The sequence below is a fragment of the Sphingomonas sp. Y38-1Y genome (genome assembly GCF_032391395.1).
Taxonomy (GTDB): Bacteria; Pseudomonadota; Alphaproteobacteria; order Sphingomonadales; family Sphingomonadaceae; genus Sphingomonas.
Genome location: NZ_CP135916.1, coordinates 1,121,295 through 1,139,146 on the forward strand (window position 1 = coordinate 1,121,295; position 17,852 = coordinate 1,139,146).

The following is a 17,852-nucleotide window of genomic DNA, read 5'->3' on the forward strand; positions in this document are numbered from 1 at the left end:
TTCTGTCAACGCCGTTCGGGCACGGTGAAGCGCCCGGTGACGCGGCCACTCTGGCGCACCACGCCATTGTCGGTCGCGGTGCCGCCCCCGCCGCCACCGACTGCGGAGCCGTCGATGACTGCCCGTCCGGTGTCGAGGTTGATCGACAGCCGCCCGCCGGTGACGGTGTTGGTCCCCTGCGTCAGCGACACGCCGCCCAGCATCGTGATGACGCGGCGGTTGAGGTCATAGACGCCGTACTGCGCCCGCGCCCGCTGGTCGGGACGCACGACGGTGACCCCGCCCGAGGCGTCGAGCCGCGACACCTGCGGACTGCCGCCGATCACCTGCCCCGTATAGGCGACGGTGACGCGATCGGCGGTGAGCGTCAGATTGGCCTGGCGGATGTTGACGCCGCCCGACAGCACCGCGCGATTGGCGCGATCCTGCAGCTCGATCGCGTTCGCCGCGAAGTCGATCGGCGCGTTCGAATTGTGGCGCTGCGCACCCGCGGCGCCGGGAAAGGCCGCGCTGGCGGCGAGCACGACGGCGAGGGGGGCGAGGGCGCGGAGCATCAGCGCCTATTTGCGCTTTGCGGCACGATCCGCAAGCGGGCGTCGCCAACGATTCGCACGGTTCTTTGCTCGAGATCGGCTTCGAGGCGGTTGCCGCTGAAGCGACCCTGCGGCGTCTGGCCGGTGACGGCCCCGCCCGATTGCAGCTTGCGCTCGCGAAGGTCGACGGTCGCGTCGCGCGTGTCGAGCGAATAGCCGTCGGCGGCGCGCACCGCGATCGGCCCGTCGATGGCGACGCGATCGGTCTCCATGTCGTAGCGGCCCTGGTTGGCGCGGATGGTGGCAGGGCCGTCGGTCAGCTCGATTCCGGCGGCCAGGCGGTTGAGGCGAACCACGCGCTCGGCCGAGCTTTTCTGGACGGCCGATCCCGCATCGATCTCGAACGCGCGGCCCTTGTCGTCGGCGCCGCGATACTTGGCCGCCTGGATGCGCATCCGCTCGGCGGCGACATCGACCTTGTTCTTGTCGAGGACGAACGACACGTCGCCGCCCATGAACAGCGGCGCCATGACAAGGAACGCGGCAAGGATGCCGATGCCCATCGGCAGCACCACCTGAAGCACGCGGACGAGCGCGTCGTGGCGGCTGCCGGGCGCCGCCCAGCGCTGGCGTTCGGTGCGGACGCGGGTGGCTATCTCGGACAAGCGGCGGCTCCGGTGAGAGGCGGTCAGGCGTGGGCGAAGATGTCGGTCTCGGGCCAGCCGGCCAGGTCGAGTTCGGCACGGTGCGGCAGGAAGTCGAAGCATGCCTGCGCCAGCGCCATCCGCCCCTCGCGCGCCAGCCGCTTGTCGAACTCGGTCTTGAGCGCGTGGAGGAAGCGCACGTCGGAGGCGGCGTAATCCTTCTGCGCGTCGGACAGGATGGGCGCCCCCCAATCGGAGGACTGCTGCTGCTTCGAGATGTCCTGGCCGAGCAGCTCGCGCACCAGCTCCTTCAGGCCATGCCGGTCGGTATAGGTCCGCACGAGCCGCGAGGCGATCTTGGTGCAATAGACCGGCGCCGCGACGACGCCCAGATAATGGCGGATCGCCGCCAGATCGAAGCGCGCGAAGTGATAGAGCTTGAGCCGGTCCGGGTCGGCGAGCACGGCGCGCAGGTTCGGCGCGGCATAGTCGCTGCCCGGATTGAAACGAACGAGATGCTCGTCGCCCGACCCGTCGGAGAGCTGGACGACGCACAGCCGGTCGCGCGGGGTGAGCAGGCCCATCGTCTCGGTATCGACGGCGATCGAGGCGCCCGGCGCGAAGACGCCCGCGGGCAGGTCTTCCTCATGGAAATGAACGGTCATCGCCGCGCCATAGGGAAAGCGGCGGGCAGGCTCAATGCCCGCCCTTTTCCCGCTCGCGTCGCCGCCGCGCAAAGATGTTGAGCATCTCGACCCCGGCGGAAAACGCCATTGCGGTATAGATATAGCCCTTGGGGATGTGCGCGCCGAAGCCCTCGGCGATCAACACCATGCCGATCATCAGCAGGAAGCCGAGCGCGAGCATCACGACGGTGGGATTGCGATTGATGAAGTTGGCGAGCGGATCGGCGGCGACCAGCATCACCGTGACCGCGACGATCACCGCGACATACATGATCTCGACATGCTCGGTCATGCCGACCGCGGTCAGGATCGAATCGATCGAGAAGACGATGTCGAGCAGGATGATCTGAACGATCGCGGCGGTGAACCCGATCTCGACCGCGCTCTTGGTCTTGTCGAGAAGCTCGGGACTTTCCTCATGATCGAGCGTGTGGTGGATCTCCTTGGTCGCCTTCCACATCAGGAACAGACCGCCGGCGATCAGGATGAGGTCGCGCCACGAGAATTGCGTCTCGAAGCTGGGCTCGCCATGCGCGCCCAGGGGGCCGGTGATGCCGAGGTCGAAGACGGGCTGCGTCAGCGCGACGATCCAGGCGATCGCTGTGAGCAGCAACAGGCGCATCACCAGCGCAAGGCCGATGCCGACCCTGCGCGCCTTCTGCCGCTGTCCCTCGGGCAGCTTGTTCGACAGAATCGAGATGAAGATCAGATTGTCGATTCCAAGCACCACCTCCATCACGATCAGCGTGATGAGGGCGGCCCAGGCGGCCGGATCGGCGAGAAGTGCGCTGATGTTTTCCATGACCTGTGCTTTCGTTGCGACGAAGCAACGTCAATCGCCAATGTTCCCTATAAACGCCGCATTTGCGACGAATTCGTTCGCGGTGCCCGAAATTATCGGCTATGCGGTGAAGTGAGGCGCCTGACTTTTGGGCGCATGGACACCTGCGTTCTTCGTCCGGCGCTTGGGTTTCGATGATTGTAGCGGACGAACCGGGAAGACGAACAGGGCATGGGTTTCGATCGAGGGCGCGGCGGTGGCCGCGGTGGCCGCGGCGGCAAGGATAAGCGCGATTTCTTCGGCGGCGACGACTTCGGTGGCGGCGGCGGCGGCTTCGGTGATCGCGGCGGCTTCGGCGGCGGCGACCGCTTCGGCGGTGGCGGCGGCTATGGCGGCGGCGGTGGCGGCTTCGGCGGCGGTGGCGGCGGTGGTTACCGCGGCGGCGGCGGTGGTTTCGGCGGCGGCGGTGGCGGCTTCGGCGGCGGTGGTCGCGGCGGCATGCCTCCCCAGGTCGTCGGCGAGGGCAAGGGCGTCGTCAAGTTCTTCAACGGTCAGAAGGGCTTCGGCTTCATCGTCCGTGACGACGGCGGCGAGGACGTGTTCGTCCACGTGTCGGCGGTCGAGCAGGCGGGCCTCACCGGCCTGGCCGAGGGCCAGCCGCTGGGCTTCACGCTCGTCGATCGCGGCGGTCGCATCTCGGCGACCGAGCTCAAGATCGATGGCGAGCCGCTTCCCGTTACCGGTGGTTCGGCAGCGACGCCGCGCGGCGATCGCGACGCGGGTCCGCGCGGCGGCGCCGGCGGTCCGCAGCGCCAGCTGACCGGCGAGCGTTCGTCGGGCACGGTCAAGTTCTTCAACGCCATGAAGGGCTTCGGCTTTATCCAGCGCGACGATGGCCAGCCGGACGCGTTCGTCCACATCTCGGCCGTCGAGCGTGCGGGTCTGCCCACGCTGAACGAGGGCGACCGTCTCGAGTTCGAGCTCGAGGTCGATCGTCGTGGCAAATATGCCGCGGTCAATCTGAACCCGGTTCAGTAACCGGACGATCGGGGCACGCGCGATGCGCGCCGCAACGATCCTGCGAATCGCCGCGTCGGTCCTTGCCGGCGCGGCGTTTTCGTGTCCGGCGCTGGCGCAGGACGCGGTGCCCGCGGCGACTTGTCCGGCTCCGGCGCTCGAGGGCGTGCGGGTCGTCCGGCGGATGGCACACGACCCGATGGCGTTCACGCAGGGGCTGATCTGGCACCGCGGCGCGCTGATCGAATCGACCGGGCAATATGGCGAGTCGCAGGTGCGGCGCGTCGATGCCGCGACCGGCCGCGTGCTGATGCGGCGGGCGATCCCCGCCAATCAGTTTGGCGAGGGATTGGGGCGGATCGGCAACGAGCTGGTCGCGCTGACCTGGACCAACGGCGTCGCGCATCGCTTCGCCGCCGACACGCTGCGGCCGCTCGGCACCTTTCGCTACGAGGGCGAGGGCTGGGGACTGACGAGCGACGGCAAGCGCTGGATCCGCTCGGACGGTAGCGACAGCCTGATCTTCCACGATCCGGCGACCTTTGCCGAGACGGGTCGCGTGCGCGTGACGCTGGCCGGAACGCCGCTGCCGCAGCTCAACGAGCTCGAGTGGATCGACGGGCTTGTCTTCGCCAATGTCTGGCACAGCGACGTGATCGTCGCGATCGATCCGAAGACGGGCTGCGTCGCGCGCCGCTTCGACCTGTCGCCGCTGGTGCGGGAAGTTGCCGCACGCGATCCGGAGGCGGTGCTCAACGGCATCGCCTGGGACGAGGCGGGCAAGCGCCTCTACGTCACCGGCAAGGATTGGCCCCGCCTGTTCGAGATCGCGCTGCCGGAGCGGAAATAGCCCGGCCGCGTTGGGTCGGCATGGGAAAACTGATCGACGGCAAGTGGACGAGCGACGACGCGGTCGCACCGACCAATGACAAGGGTGAGTTCGAGCGAGCGGACAGCGGCTTTCGCGGCTGGCTAACGCGGGACGGCGGGCCGGGGCCCGAGGGCCAGCGCGGCTGGAAGGCGGAAGCGGGCCGCTATCGGCTCTATGTCAGCCTCGCCTGCCCGTGGGCGCACCGCACGCTGGTGGTCCGCGCGCTCAAGGGGCTGGAAGCGCTCATTCCGGTGACGGTCGTCGGGCCGATCATGGGCGAGGACGGCTGGAGCTTCGAGCCGCAAGATGGCGGCTCGGGCGAGCCGCTCTACGGTCTGTCGCACCTCCACCAACTCTATACGCGCGCCGAGCCCGGCATGAGCGGCAAGGTCACCGTGCCGGTGCTGTGGGACGAACAAGACGAGACGATCGTCAGCAACGAATCGGCCGACATCCTGCGAATGCTGTCAACCGCGTTCGACGATCTGGGCGCCAGGCCGGGCGACTTCTACCCCGCCGATCTTCGCGGCGAAATTGATGCGATCAATGACCGCGTCTATCCCGGCCTCAACAACGGCGTCTATCGCGCGGGCTTCGCAACCCGGCAGTCCGCCTATGAAGAAGCGGCGCGGGGCGTGTTCGAGACGCTCGACTGGCTGGAATCGAGGCTGGACGATCGCGAGTGGCTGGCGGGCGACCGGCTGACCGAAGCGGACATCCGCACCTTCACGACCCTGGTGCGCTTCGATCCCGTCTATCACGGGCATTTCAAGTGCAACTGGCGGCGGCTGATCGACTATCCGCGGCTGTCGGACTTCGCCGAGCGGATCGCCGCGCTGCCCGGCGTCGCCGCGACGATCGACCTCAACCAGATCAAGACGCATTATTACCGCAGCCACCCCGACATCAATCCGACCGGCATCGTGCCGATTGGCCCGGCGCAGCGCGTGGGCGGCGGGGCGGAGGGCGGTTGAACGCGGGGCCATGCGCCCGCATAAGGCGAGCCATGTTGCGTCCGCTTCTCGCCGCCCTGCCGCTCGTCGCTCTCGCCGCCTGCGTGCCGCCGGCCCGGCCGCTTCCGCAGCCGACGCCCGAGCCGCGGCCGGCGCCCACGCCGCGCCCGACACCGCCACCCGCGCCGCCGCCCGCCTCCAGCGACTGGCGCGACTGGCCGCTGACGCCGGGGGACTGGCGCTACACCGCGACGGCGGGCGGATCGGTGGCGCGCTTCGGCACTGGCGTGGCGAGCCTGACTTGCGACCGCGCCGCGTCGACGGTGACGTTCGCGGTGCAGGGGAGCGGATCGCGTGCGGTGGTACGCACCAGCAGCACCGCACGGACGCTGTCGCTGACGCCAGGGGCCGCGGGCATGGTGCAGGTGCGCCTGCCCGCGCGGGACGGATTGCTCGACGCGATGGGCTTCAGCCGCGGGCGGTTCGTGGTCGAGGGCGCGACGCCGCGCCCGCTGGTGATCCCCGCCTGGCCCGAAATCCTGCGCGTGGCGGAGGATTGCCGGTAGGCGCTTGGGTCCGGGTAGGGCGGTGAGCCCGTCCCACGCTTATCCGTTCGTCCTGAGTAGCCGCTGAGCTTGTCGAAGTGGCGTATCGAAGGACAGGCGATCTTGCGACCAGCGTACTTCGATACGAGCCCTCGACTTCGCTCGGTCTCTACTCAGCACGAACGGGGAAGGCAGACCCCGATCTGACGAGTTGCAAGACTCGACCTGTACGGCACCGGCGCTCCGGTATCCATCACCCCTTGCCAGACGCCCTGCGCCACGCCGCCTGAACGCGGTCGTTGAGGCCCAGCATCGCGTTCCCGCCGATCAGGCGCAGCTTCGGCTCGGGCTTGTCGTCGAGCTCCAGCCCCTGCGCCTGGAGCGCCCACAGGCGGCGGAACTCGCCCTCCTCGCGCATCAACAGGTGCTGCGGTGCGCCGTCCTCGACGATGCGGCCGCGCTCGACCACCAGCACGCGGTCGAATTCGGCAATCGTCGACAGCCGGTGCGCGACCGCCAGCACGGTGCGGCCGACCATCAGCCGCTCGAGCCCCGCCTGCACCGCCAGTTCCGATTCGGTGTCGAGCGCCGACGTCGCCTCGTCCAGAAGCACGATGCGTGCGTCCTTCAGGAAGGCGCGGGCGATGCCGATCCGCTGGCGCTGGCCGCCCGACAGCGACGTGCCGCGCTCCCCGACGATGCTGTCATAGCCGTCGGGCAGCTCGGCGATGAAGTCGGCGCAGCCCGCCGCCTCCGCCGCGCGCCGCACGTCCTCGTCGGTCGCTTCGGGGCGGGCGAAGCGGATATTGTCCATGACGCTGCGGTGGAACAGCAGCACCTCCTGCGGCACCATCGCGATCGCCTGGTTGAGGCTTTCCTGCGTCACCGCATCGGCAGGCTGGCCGTCGATCAGCACGCGGCCGGCGCCCGCGTCGTAGAAGCGCTGGACGAGCTGGAGGATCGACGACTTGCCCGCACCCGACGGGCCGACGATGCCGACCTTCTGCCCGGCGGGTACGTCGAAGCTCAGGTCGCGCAGGATCGGGCGAGTGGGGTCGTAGCCGAAGCTCACTGCCTCGAACGCGACGGTGCCCGCGCCCGGCACGAGCGCGGGGGCGTCCGGCGCGTCAGTCAGCGTGTGCGGCACGCCAACGATCTCCAGCGTCTCGTCGAGGTAGCTGAACTGCTGGCTGGTATCGATCAGCGCCATCGCCAGGTCGCGCGCGCCGTGGAGCATGCGGAAGGTGAGGGTGGTGATGATGACGACATCGCCCGTCGTCACCGCTCCGGCCGACCAGCGGCCGATCGCCCAGACGAGCGTGCCCGCGACCATCGCCGCCATCGCGATGTCATAGAGGCCGCGGACGCGCTCGACGAAGAACCAGCCCTTGCGCTGGGCGTGCGCCTCGTCCTTGAGGATCACGTCCAGCCGGTCGAGCTCGCGCCGGCGCGCGGCGAATGCCTTGAGCACCCAAATATTGCCGATCAGGTCGACCAGCTCGCCGCCGACGACGCCCGCCTTTTGCGCGAACGCGCGGTGGTGGACGTGCCCCTTGAGGCCGTGGATGACGAGGATCGCGGTGACGGTCAGGAAGATGCCGCCCAGTACCGCCGCCATTGCCGGGTCGATCGTTACGAAGATGACGAGCGCGCCGACGAACGCAACGATCGGCGGCGTCACCTCCATCACCAGCCGGTGAACGAGCGCGCCGAAATTGCCCGCGAGCGAGCCGATGCGATGGCCGAGCGATCCGGCGCGCTGCTGCTGGAAGAAAGGCATCTGGTGCCCGGTCAGATAGTCGAACATGTCGAGGCGGATGCGCACCCCCGACGTGACGGTCAGGTGCCCGAGCAGGAACGCGGCAGCCCGCTGAAGCAGGCTCTCGGCCACCACTAGGCCGATGAACAGCCCCAGTGCCCAATAGACCGCCGCCAGCGCGCTCTTCGCGGTCATCGCGTCGATCAGCAGCTTCATGGCATATTGCGTGCCGATCGACCCCGCGCTCGCCGCGACGACGATCGCGCCGAGCAGCAGAAAACCGAGCGGCCGAGCGGCGACATAGTGGATCAGGAACCGGGCAGGACTGGTGAGAAAGCGCAAGGCGTTCGATCCATGAGCAGCGTTCATGATGCTGCGATGCAGCAGCCTCAAACTCTTGAAAGCGCTTTTGGGTGCAACGACCCGGACGCACGAGGAACCGAAGCCACGCTTGTGGTTGCGCTACCACGTTCCCATCTTGTTCTCATCGAACGAATTGGGTACGAAGCTCGCGCGCGTTGAACGGGGCGCGCGGTTGCTCTAGCGAGGAAAGCGGAAAATGGCAGCTCAGCTCAAGGTGATCGGGAACGACATGGCGACCGCGAACTCGGACCGGCAAAAGGCGCTCGACGCCGCTCTGGCACAGATCGATCGTGCCTTTGGCAAGGGATCGGCAATGCGGCTGGGCCAGAAGGAGACGATGCAGATCGAGGCGATCTCGACCGGCTCGCTCGGGCTCGACATCGCGCTCGGCGTCGGCGGCCTGCCGCGCGGCCGCGTGATCGAGGTCTATGGTCCGGAGAGCTCGGGCAAGACGACGCTGGCGCTCCACTGCATCGCCGAGGCGCAGAAGGGTGGCGGCACCGCGGCGTTCGTTGATGCCGAGCACGCACTCGACCCCGTCTATGCCAAGAAGCTGGGCGTCAACATCGACGAGCTGATCGTGTCGCAGCCCGACACGGGCGAGCAGGCGCTGGAGATCGTGGACACGCTGGTGCGGTCGAACGCGATCGATGTGCTGGTGGTCGATTCGGTTGCGGCGCTGGTGCCCCGCGCGGAAATCGAGGGCGAGATGGGCGACAGCCATGTCGGCCTTCAGGCGCGCCTCATGTCGCAGTCGCTGCGCAAGCTGACGGGGTCGATCAGCCGCTCGCGCTGCATGGTGATCTTCATCAACCAGCTGCGCATGAAGATCGGCGTGATGTACGGCAACCCAGAGACGACGACGGGCGGCAACGCGCTCAAATTCTACGCTTCGGTCCGCCTCGACATCCGCCGCACCGGCCAGATCAAGGACCGTGACGAGGTGACCGGCAACGCCACGCGTGTGAAGGTCGTCAAGAACAAGGTCGCGCCGCCGTTCAAGCAGGTCGAATTCGACATCATGTACGGCGAGGGCATCTCGAAGATCGGCGAGATCCTCGACCTGGGCGTCAAGGCGGGACTGGTCGAGAAGGCCGGCGCCTGGTTCAGCTATGACAGCGTCCGCATCGGCCAGGGCCGCGAGAATTCGAAGAACTTCCTCCGCGAGAACCCGGAGATCACCGCCCGCCTCGAAGCCGCGATCCGCGCCCGCACCGCCGAAGTGGCGGAGGAGCTGATGGTCGGCGAGAGCCCCGACGACGACGTTTGAGACCGGGACGCACCGGGGCGGGTTGACCGCCCCGGTGCGCTGAACGCCTGATTATCGTAATCACCAAAGGAGGCGGCGCGAGCCGCCTCCGTACGCCTCAGACGTGGATCGGCTTGCCGCGGACCGCCATCGCGGCTTCCTTCAGCGCTTCCGAATGAGTCGGGTGCGCGTGGCAGGTATAGGCGATATCCTCGGCCGTGGAGCCGAACTCCATGGCCTGCGTCGCCTGCGCAATCATCGTGCCCGCGACCGAGGTGATGATCCAGACGCCGAGCACGCGATCGCTCTCCGCGTCGGAGATGATCTTCACGAAACCGTCCGGTTCGTGGTTGGTCTTGGCGCGGCTGTTGCCGGCCATCGGGAACTTGCCGACCTTCACCTCGCCCTTTTCACGCGCGGCTTCCTCGGTCAGGCCGACGCCGGCGATCTCGGGCATGGTGTAGACGACGCTGGGGATCAGGTCGTGGTTCACGATGCCGGTCTGGCCGGCGATGTTCTCGGCCACCGCAATGCCCTCGTCCTCGGCCTTGTGCGCGAGCATCGGGCCGGGCGTGACGTCGCCGATCGCCCAGATGCCGTCGACCTTGGTCGTGAAATCGTGATCGACCTCGATCTGGTGGCGCTGGTTGAGGGTCAGGCCGGCAGCTTCGAGGTTCAGCCCCTCGGTATTCGGACGACGGCCGATCGCGACGAGGACGTTGTCGGCCTCGATCGTCTCGGCCGCGCCGCCGGCGGCGGGCTCGACGGTGATCGTCGCCCTGTCGCCGTTGACGACGACGCCGGTGACCTTGGTGCCCGTTTTGAACTCGAGGCCCTGCTTCTTGAAGAGCTTCGCGCTCTCCTTGCGGACGTCGCCGTCGAAGCCGGGCAGGATCTGGTCGAGATACTCGATCACGGTGACCTTGGCGCCCAGGCGCTTCCAGACGCTGCCGAGCTCGAGGCCGATGACGCCGCCGCCGATCACGACGAGGTGGCCGGGGACCTTGGCAAGCTCGAGCGCGCCGGTCGAATCGACGACGACCTTCTGGTCGACCTCGACGCCGGGGAGGGGGGTGACCGACGAGCCGGTCGCGATGACGATGTCGCGCGCGGTGACCTGGCGATCGCCGACCTGCACCGTCGAGGAATCGACGAAGCTCGCACGGCCCTTTAGCCACTCGACCTTGTTCTTCTTGAAGAGGTACTCGATGCCGCCGGTCAGGCCCTTGACGGCGTCGAGCCGCTGCGCGTGCATCGTGTCGAGGTCGAGGCTGACGCCGTCGAACTTGACGCCGAGCTTGGCAAGCTTGCCGCCTGCGGCCTCTTCGTAGAGCTCGGACGCGTGGAGCAGCGCCTTGGACGGGATGCAGCCGACGTTGAGGCAGGTGCCGCCCAGCGTCTCGCGGCTCTCGGCACACGCGACGCGCTGGCCAAGCTGGGCCGCACGGATCGCCGCGACATAGCCGCCGGGGCCGGCACCGATCACCAGGACGTCGAAGTCGTATTCAGCCATTTTACACACTCCCGTGCGGGGCTACCCCACCCGTTCGTGCTGAGTAGGGGCTGAGCTTGTCGAAGACCCGTATCGAAGCATCCTTCGAAACGCCATTTCGACTTCGCTCAATGGCTACTCAGGACGAACGGACTTAACGAATCAAAGGTCGATCAGCAGGCGCGTCGGATCCTCGATCGCGTTCTTGAGCGCGACGAGGAAGGTCACCGCCTCACGCCCGTCGATCAGACGGTGGTCGTAGGACAGCGCCAGGTACATCATCGGGCGGACGACGACCTGGCCGTCCCGGACGACCGGCCGGTCCTCGATGCGGTGGAGACCCAGCACCGCCGACTGCGGCGGGTTGATGATCGGGGTCGACATCAGCGAGCCGAACACGCCGCCGTTCGAGATGGTGAAGGTACCGCCCTTCATCTCGTCCATCTTGAGCGTGCCGTCCTTGGCGCGCTTGCCGAAGTCGCCGATCGTCTTCTCGATGCCGGCGACCGACAGGCTCTCGGCATTGCGGATGACGGGGACGACCAGGCCCTGCGGCGCGGAGACGGCGACCGAGATGTCGGCATAGTCGCGATAGACGATCTCGTCGCCCTCGATCGAGGCGTTGACGGCGGGAATGTCCTTCAACGCCATGCACGCGGCCTTCACGAAGAAGCCCATGAAGCCGAGGCGGACGCCGTGTTTCTTCTCGAACAGATCCTTGTACTTGGCGCGCGCCTCGATGACGGCCGACATGTCGACGTCGTTGAAGGTGGTGAGGAGCGCGGCGGTGTCCTGCGCGTCCTTCAGGCGCTTGGCGATCGTCTGGCGCAGACGCGTCATGCGGACGCGCTCCTCGCGGCGGTTGTCGCCCGCCGGCGCGGCGACGGCTGCGGCGGGTGCCGCGGCCGGGGCAGGGGCAGCCGGCGCGCTCGACTTGGCGGAGGCGGCGGCGACGACGTCCTCCTTGGTGATGCGGCCATCCTTGCCCGAGCCCTTGATCGTGGCGGGATCGACGCCGTGCTCCAGGATCGCGCGGCGGACCGAGGGCGAGAGCGCGGCGGCCTCGACATTCTCACCGCCAGCGGGCGCCTGCTGTGCGGGCTCGGTCGGCGCTGGAGCCGGCGTCGGGGCGGGGGCAGCAGCCGGCGCCTGGGGCTTCGGCGCGGCGGCAGCACCGTCGCCCACCTCGATTGTGCCGATCATCGCGCCGACATTGACGGTGTCGCCGGGCTTCACCGCGTGCTGGCCCATCACGCCGGCCGCGGGGGCGGGCACTTCGACCGAGACCTTGTCGGTCTCGAGGCTGGCGACGGGCTCGTCGGCGGCGACGGCCTCACCCGGCTGCTTGAGCCATTCGCCGAGCGTCGCTTCGGTGATCGATTCGCCCAGCACGGGGACGAGGATTTCGGTGGCCATGGGGAGGGTCCTTATCTCAGGCTTCGATCACGACGCGGCCTTGCCGGTCGTACGCTTGTCTTGGGTCTCGCGGGTGCGGCGGATTTCCTCGCGCACGCTGTGGCCGAGCGCGTCGGCGACGAGCGCGCCCTGCTCGGTCTGGTGCCGCTTCATCAGCCCGGTGGCGGGGGAGGCGGAGGCCGCACGGCCGGCATAACGCGCGCGCCTGACCGGGGCCTCAGCAGCGGCGAGCGCCTCCTCGATCATCGGCTCGACGAAGAACCACGAGCCGTTGTTCTTCGGCTCTTCCTGCGCCCAGACCACATCCTCGAGCTGCGGCATGCGCCGCAGCCGCTCGGCGAGCGGATCGCCGGGGAAGGGATAGATCTGCTCGACACGGATGATCTGCGTGGCCGCGTCGCCGGCCGCATCGCGCGCCTCGATCAGGTCGTAGGCGACCTTGCCCGAGCAAAGCACGACGCGCTTCGTCACGTCGTCGGCGGGTGCCGAAGGGTCGGAGAGCAGGCGCTGGAAGTGGCTGGTGCCGAGGAAATCCTCTGCCTTCGACACCGCCATCTTGTGGCGGAGCAGCGACTTGGGCGTGAACACGACCAAAGGCTTGCGGAAGTTGCGGTGCATCTGCCGGCGCAGCAGGTGGAAGTAGTTGGCCGGCGTGGTGCAGTTGGCGACCTGCATATTGTCCTGCGCGCAGAGCTGGAGGAACCGCTCCAGGCGCGCCGACGAATGCTCCGGCCCCTGGCCTTCATAGCCGTGCGGCAGCAGCAGGACGAGGCCGTTGGCGCGCAGCCACTTGGCTTCGCCCGAGGCGATGAACTGGTCGATCATGATCTGCGCGCCGTTGGCGAAGTCGCCGAACTGCGCTTCCCAGAGCACCAAGGTCTTGGGATCGGCAAGCGCGAACCCGTACTCGAAGCCGAGCACGCCATATTCGGACAGCGGGCTGTCGAGCACCTCGAACCGGCCGTGCGGGATCTCGCTGAGCGGAATGTAGCGGCGCTCGTCATTCTGGTCGACCCAGACGGCGTGACGCTGGCTGAAGGTGCCGCGACCCGAATCCTGGCCCGACAGGCGGACGCCATAGCCTTCCGACAGGAGCGAGCCGAACGCCAGTGCCTCGCCGGTCGCCCAGTCGAAGCCGGTGCCCGAGCGGAACATCTCGCGCTTGGCATCGAGCACGCGGCCGAGCGTCTTGTGGAGCTCATAGCCCTCGGGCGCCTCGGTCAGCGTGCGGCCGAGCGAGTCGAACAGCTTCTGCTCGATGCCGGTATCGACGCTGCGACGCGTGGTCTCGGCATCGACGGGGGCATGGAGGCCTGACCAGCGGCCGGCGAACCAGTCCGCCTTGTTGGGCTTGTAGCCCTTGGCGCTCTCGAACGATTCTTCAAGCGACTGGGTGATCTCGTCGGTGCGGGCCTTGACGAAGCCGTCGTCGACCACGCCCTCGGCGACCAGGCGCTTGGCATAGATCTCGCTGACCGGCGGATGCTGGCGGATCGCCTTGTACATGATCGGCTGGGTGAAGCTCGGCTCGTCACCCTCGTTGTGGCCGAAGCGGCGATAGCACCACATGTCGATGACGACGTCGCGCTTGAAGGTCTGGCGGAACTCGGTCGCGACCTTGCACGCGAAGGTCACCGCCTCGGGATCGTCGCCGTTGACGTGCAGGATCGGCGCCTGGACGCCCTTGGCGACGTCCGACGGATAGGGCGAGGAGCGCGCGAATTGAGGGCTCGTCGTGAAGCCGATCTGGTTGTTGATGACGAAGTGGACGCAGCCCCCGGTGTTGTACCCGCGGATGCCCGAGAAGCCGAGGCACTCCCAGACGATGCCCTGGCCCGCGAACGCCGCGTCGCCGTGGATCAGGACGGGCAGCACCTGCTCGTGCTTGCCCAGATCCTGGCGGAAGGTCTGCTGCGCACGCACCTTGCCGAGGACGACGGGATTCACCGCCTCCAGGTGGCTGGGGTTGGCGACCAGCGACATGTGGACGTTGATCCCGTCGAATTCACGGTCGGTCGAGGTGCCGAGGTGATATTTGACGTCGCCCGAGCCGCCGATGTCGTCGGGGTTGGCCGAGCCGCCGGCAAATTCGTGGAAGATCACGCGCGTCGGCTTGGCGAGCACGTTGGCCAGCACGTTGAGGCGGCCGCGATGCGCCATGCCATAGACGATCTCGCGAACGCCGAGCTGGCCGCCGTACTTGATGACGGCTTCGAGCGCGGGGATCATCGACTCGCCGCCGTCCAGGCCGAAGCGCTTGGTGCCGACGTACTTGCGGCCCAGGAACTTCTCCCACTGCTCGGCCTCGATGACCTTGGACAGGATCGCCTTCTTGCCGTTGGGCGTGAAGTCGATCTCCTTGTCCTTGCCTTCCATCCGCTCCTGGAGGAAGCGACGCTCCTCGACATCGGCGATGTGCATGTATTCGAGGCCGACATTGCCGCAGTAATTCTTGCGCAGCGTGTCGACGACCTGGCGGATCGTCGCGGTCTCGAAGCCGAGCGAGCCGCCGAGATAGACGGGGCGGTCGATCTCGCTGTCGCTGAAGCCGTGATGCTCGGTCTTGAGATCCTCGGGCATCTCGCGCTTGGAGAGGCCGAGCGGGTCGAGATTGGCGGCTAGGTGCCCGCGCACGCGATAGGTGCGGATCAGCATCATCGCGCGAATCGAATCCTGCGCGGCGCGCTGGATGTCGGCGGTCGAGGGGGCGGGCGCAGCCTTGGGCGCAGGCGCGGCGCCACCACCCTTGGCGGGCTTGGGCGCGGGCTCCATCTGCGTCGGGTCGAGCGCTGCGGTGAGCGCGTCGGTGTCGCTGAGCGGCCAGTTCTTGCGCGCCCAGCTGGGGCCGGTCACGACATTTTCGAGCCCGTCGAAGAAGGTCCGCCAGCCCGGCTCGACCGAACCCGGATCGGCCTTGTAGCGGGCATAGAGCGTGTCGATGAACGCGGGGCTCACGCCGCCGGCGACATCCGCGAAATCCTGACCTTCGTAACCCATTTACCATCTCCTCCCTCTCCCCTTGCGGGAGAGGGTTGCGCAGACTTAGGCCTGCAAGGCCTTAGTCGTAGCTGGGTGAGGGGTAAGCGCTTTCGGGGAAAGCGCGCGAGCCTGCGGCTCGCTACCCCTCTCCAACTTCGCCTAGGCGGCAAGCCGCCAAGGCTTCGTATCCTCTCCCGCAAGGGGAGAGGATGACAATCAACCCTTCAGAACCTCGACCAGCGTCTCGCCGAGAAGGCTGGGGCTGGCCGAGACCTTGATCCCGGCCGCTTCCATCGCCGCGATCTTGCTCTCGGCATCGCCCTTGCCGCCCGAGACGATCGCGCCGGCATGGCCCATGCGGCGGCCCGGAGGCGCCGTGCGGCCCGCGATGAAGCCGGCCATCGGCTTCTTGCGGCCACGCTTGGCCTCGTCGATCAGGAACTGTGCGGCCTGCTCCTCGGCGTCGCCGCCGATCTCGCCGATCATGATGATCGACTGGGTCGCCTCGTCGGCGAGGAACAGCTCCAGCACGTCGATGAAGTTGGTGCCGTTGACCGGATCGCCGCCGATGCCGACCGCGGTGGTCTGGCCCAGGCCCGCATTGGTCGTCTGGAACACCGCCTCATAGGTGAGCGTGCCCGAGCGGCTGACCACGCCGACCGACCCCTTGGAGAAGATCGAGCCCGGCATGATGCCGATCTTGCACTCGCCGGGCGTCAGCACGCCGGGGCAGTTCGGGCCGATCAGCCGCGACTTCGAACCCGACAGCGCGCGCTTGACCTTGACCATGTCGAGCACCGGAATGCCCTCCGTGATCGCGACGATCAGCGGCACTTCGGCATCGATCGCCTCGAGGATGGAGTCCGCGGCGAAGGCGGGGGGCACATAGACGACGCTGGCCGTCGCGCCGGTCGCGTCGACCGCCTCGCCGACGGTGTCGAACACGGGAAGGCCGATATGCTGCGATCCGCCCTTACCGGGCGTCACGCCGCCAACCATCTGCGTGCCGTACGCGAGCGCCTGCTCGGTATGGAACGTGCCGGTGGCGCCGGTCATGCCCTGGACGATGACCTTGGTGTTCTTGTCGACGAGGATGCTCATCGTTTCTCCGATCCTACCACCCCGGCGAAGGCCGGGGTCCAGTTGGCGAGACGTTCATGGTTGTGCGATCCGTTCGTAGAGGTCTTCCCATCCGGGATTGAGCCTCTCGATCTCACGCAACTTCCAATCGCGTTTCCATTCCTTCATGCGTCGTTCGCGAAGCCGCGCACTTTCCCAGCAATCATGCACTTCGAACCAAACCAGCTGGTGACAGCCATAGCGTTTGGTAAACCCTTCGACGACGTTGCTACGATGCTCCCAAACACGGCGCACCAAATCGATCGTCGAGCCCAAGTAGATCGTGCCGTTGCGGTGACTGGCCATGATGTAGACAAAGGCCGCAGTCATCGATGGTCCAGCCGTTCCACTGGACCCCGGCCTTCGCCGGGGTGGTTGCGTATGTCGCCAATCAGTTCAGGCTGCTATCGATCCCCTTGCACGCGACCAGCAGTTCCTTGACCGCGTCGACCGAGACGGTGAGGTTCTGCTTGGCCTCTTCGGTCAGGTTGATCTCGATGACCTTCTCGACGCCGCCGGCACCGATCACGACGGGGACGCCGACATAGAGGTCGTCAACGCCGTACTGGCCAGTCAGGTGCGCCGCGGCCGGAAGGACGCGCTTCTTGTCGAAGAGATACGCCTCGGCCATCGCGATGCCGCTGGTCGCCGGCGCGTAATAGGCCGAGCCGGTCTTCAGGAGCGCGACAATCTCGCCGCCGCCCGAGCGCGTGCGCTGGACGATCGCGTCGATGCGCTCCTGCGTCGAGAAGCCCATCGCGATCAGGTCGCTGACGGGGATGCCGCTGACGGTCGAATATTCGAGGACGGGGACCATCGTGTCGCCGTGGCCGCCCAGCACGAAGCTGTTCACGTCCTTCACCGACACCTTGAACTCGTCGGCGAGGAAGTGGCTGAAGCGTGCCGAGTCGAGCACGCCGGCCATGCCGACGACCTTGTTGTGCGGCAGGCCGGAGAATTCACGCAGCGCCCACACCATCGCGTCGAGCGGGTTGGTGATGCAGATCACGAACGCGTCGGGGGCGTTGGCGGCGATGCCCTCGCCCACGGCCTTCATGACCTTGAGGTTGATGCCGAGCAGGTCGTCGCGGCTCATGCCCGGCTTGCGGGCGACACCGGCGGTGACGATGATGACGTCGGCGCCGGCGATGTCCTTGTAATCGTTGGTGCCGATGATGGTCGCGTCGAAGCCCTCGACCGGGCCGCACTGGCTGAGGTCCAGCGCCTTGCCCTGCGGCACGCCCTCGACCACGTCGAACAGCACGATGTCGCCAAGCCCCTTGAGCGCGGCGAGGTGCGCGAGCGTGCCGCCGATGTTACCGGCGCCGATCAGCGCGATCTTCTTGCGAGCCATGGATCCTCCCTAGACGGAACCCGAGAAGGCGGGCGCACACACGGGCACCCGCGAGAACGGGGGCGACTTAGGCCTTTTGGCCCGATGCCAC

At 67.5% G+C, this 17,852-nt stretch carries 16 protein-coding genes; 5 read left to right on the forward strand and 11 right to left on the reverse strand.

What is annotated here, in order from left to right; translation table 11 throughout:
- Positions 1-5: 5 nt before the first annotated feature.
- Genes RS883_RS05265 through RS883_RS05280 form a run of 4 tightly spaced genes read right to left on the reverse strand, consistent with a single transcriptional unit; the run spans position 6 to position 2,665 of the window.
- Positions 6-554 carry an LptA/OstA family protein gene (locus tag RS883_RS05265; protein ID WP_315763410.1) on the reverse strand — a complete coding sequence of 183 codons (549 nt, stop codon included), beginning with the start codon at positions 552-554 and terminating at the stop codon, positions 6-8.
- The gene (lptC, locus tag RS883_RS05270) at positions 554-1,198 is read right to left on the reverse strand and encodes an LPS export ABC transporter periplasmic protein LptC (protein ID WP_315763413.1); all 645 of its coding nucleotides are present in this window, start codon (positions 1,196-1,198) and stop codon (positions 554-556) included. Before lptC ends, RS883_RS05265 begins: the two co-directional genes overlap by 1 nt.
- A gap of 23 nt (positions 1,199-1,221) precedes the next feature.
- The gene (locus tag RS883_RS05275) at positions 1,222-1,842 is read right to left on the reverse strand and encodes a ribonuclease D (protein ID WP_315763415.1); all 621 of its coding nucleotides are present in this window, start codon (positions 1,840-1,842) and stop codon (positions 1,222-1,224) included.
- 31 nt (positions 1,843-1,873) lie between these two features.
- Entirely contained in the window at positions 1,874-2,665 is a 792-nt protein-coding gene (locus tag RS883_RS05280) for a TerC family protein (RefSeq protein WP_315763418.1), read from the reverse strand.
- Positions 2,666-2,875: 210 nt separating this feature from the next.
- Here RS883_RS05280 and RS883_RS05285 point away from each other — a divergent pair, with 210 nt between their 5' ends.
- The 4 genes from RS883_RS05285 to RS883_RS05300 are packed head-to-tail and all read left to right on the forward strand — an operon-like array spanning position 2,876 to position 6,051.
- A complete protein-coding gene (locus RS883_RS05285; protein ID WP_315763421.1) occupies positions 2,876-3,682 on the forward strand; it encodes a cold-shock protein in 807 nt (268 codons plus the stop codon).
- 22 nt (positions 3,683-3,704) lie between these two features.
- Positions 3,705-4,511 (forward strand): glutaminyl-peptide cyclotransferase, encoded by an 807-nt coding sequence (locus tag RS883_RS05290; RefSeq protein ID WP_315763424.1) that lies wholly within the window; start codon positions 3,705-3,707, stop codon positions 4,509-4,511.
- Between the two features lie 20 nt (positions 4,512-4,531).
- The gene (locus RS883_RS05295; RefSeq protein ID WP_315763429.1) at positions 4,532-5,506 is read left to right on the forward strand and encodes a glutathione S-transferase family protein; all 975 of its coding nucleotides are present in this window, start codon (positions 4,532-4,534) and stop codon (positions 5,504-5,506) included.
- Between the two features lie 32 nt (positions 5,507-5,538).
- The gene (locus RS883_RS05300) at positions 5,539-6,051 is read left to right on the forward strand and encodes a hypothetical protein (protein WP_315763432.1); all 513 of its coding nucleotides are present in this window, start codon (positions 5,539-5,541) and stop codon (positions 6,049-6,051) included.
- Positions 6,052-6,283: 232 nt separating this feature from the next.
- Here RS883_RS05300 and RS883_RS05305 read toward each other — a convergent pair whose 3' ends face one another.
- Complete coding sequence (locus tag RS883_RS05305; protein WP_315763435.1) at positions 6,284-8,158, reverse strand: ABC transporter ATP-binding protein; 1,875 nt, start codon at positions 8,156-8,158, stop codon at positions 6,284-6,286.
- 190 nt (positions 8,159-8,348) lie between these two features.
- Here RS883_RS05305 and recA point away from each other — a divergent pair, with 190 nt between their 5' ends.
- A complete protein-coding gene (gene recA, locus RS883_RS05310) occupies positions 8,349-9,422 on the forward strand; it encodes a recombinase RecA (protein WP_315763438.1) in 1,074 nt (357 codons plus the stop codon).
- Between the two features lie 97 nt (positions 9,423-9,519).
- Here recA and lpdA read toward each other — a convergent pair whose 3' ends face one another.
- The 6 genes from lpdA to mdh all read right to left on the reverse strand — a co-directional run bounded on the left by lpdA (position 9,520) and on the right by mdh (position 17,761).
- The gene (gene lpdA / locus RS883_RS05315) at positions 9,520-10,914 is read right to left on the reverse strand and encodes a dihydrolipoyl dehydrogenase (protein WP_315763440.1); all 1,395 of its coding nucleotides are present in this window, start codon (positions 10,912-10,914) and stop codon (positions 9,520-9,522) included.
- Between the two features lie 141 nt (positions 10,915-11,055).
- A complete protein-coding gene (gene odhB / locus RS883_RS05320) occupies positions 11,056-12,309 on the reverse strand; it encodes a 2-oxoglutarate dehydrogenase complex dihydrolipoyllysine-residue succinyltransferase (protein WP_315763443.1) in 1,254 nt (417 codons plus the stop codon).
- A 27-nt stretch (positions 12,310-12,336) separates the two neighbouring features.
- Positions 12,337-15,306: a 2-oxoglutarate dehydrogenase E1 component gene (locus RS883_RS05325; protein WP_315763445.1), complete on the reverse strand. Its 2,970-nt coding sequence runs from the start codon at positions 15,304-15,306 to the stop codon at positions 12,337-12,339.
- A gap of 198 nt (positions 15,307-15,504) precedes the next feature.
- Positions 15,505-16,389 (reverse strand): succinate--CoA ligase subunit alpha, encoded by an 885-nt coding sequence (sucD, locus tag RS883_RS05330; RefSeq protein WP_315763447.1) that lies wholly within the window; start codon positions 16,387-16,389, stop codon positions 15,505-15,507.
- 54 nt (positions 16,390-16,443) lie between these two features.
- Positions 16,444-16,737 (reverse strand): GIY-YIG nuclease family protein, encoded by a 294-nt coding sequence (locus RS883_RS05335; RefSeq protein WP_315763450.1) that lies wholly within the window; start codon positions 16,735-16,737, stop codon positions 16,444-16,446.
- 61 nt (positions 16,738-16,798) lie between these two features.
- Complete coding sequence (gene mdh / locus RS883_RS05340; protein ID WP_315763452.1) at positions 16,799-17,761, reverse strand: malate dehydrogenase; 963 nt, start codon at positions 17,759-17,761, stop codon at positions 16,799-16,801.
- Positions 17,762-17,852: the final 91 nt, after the last annotated feature.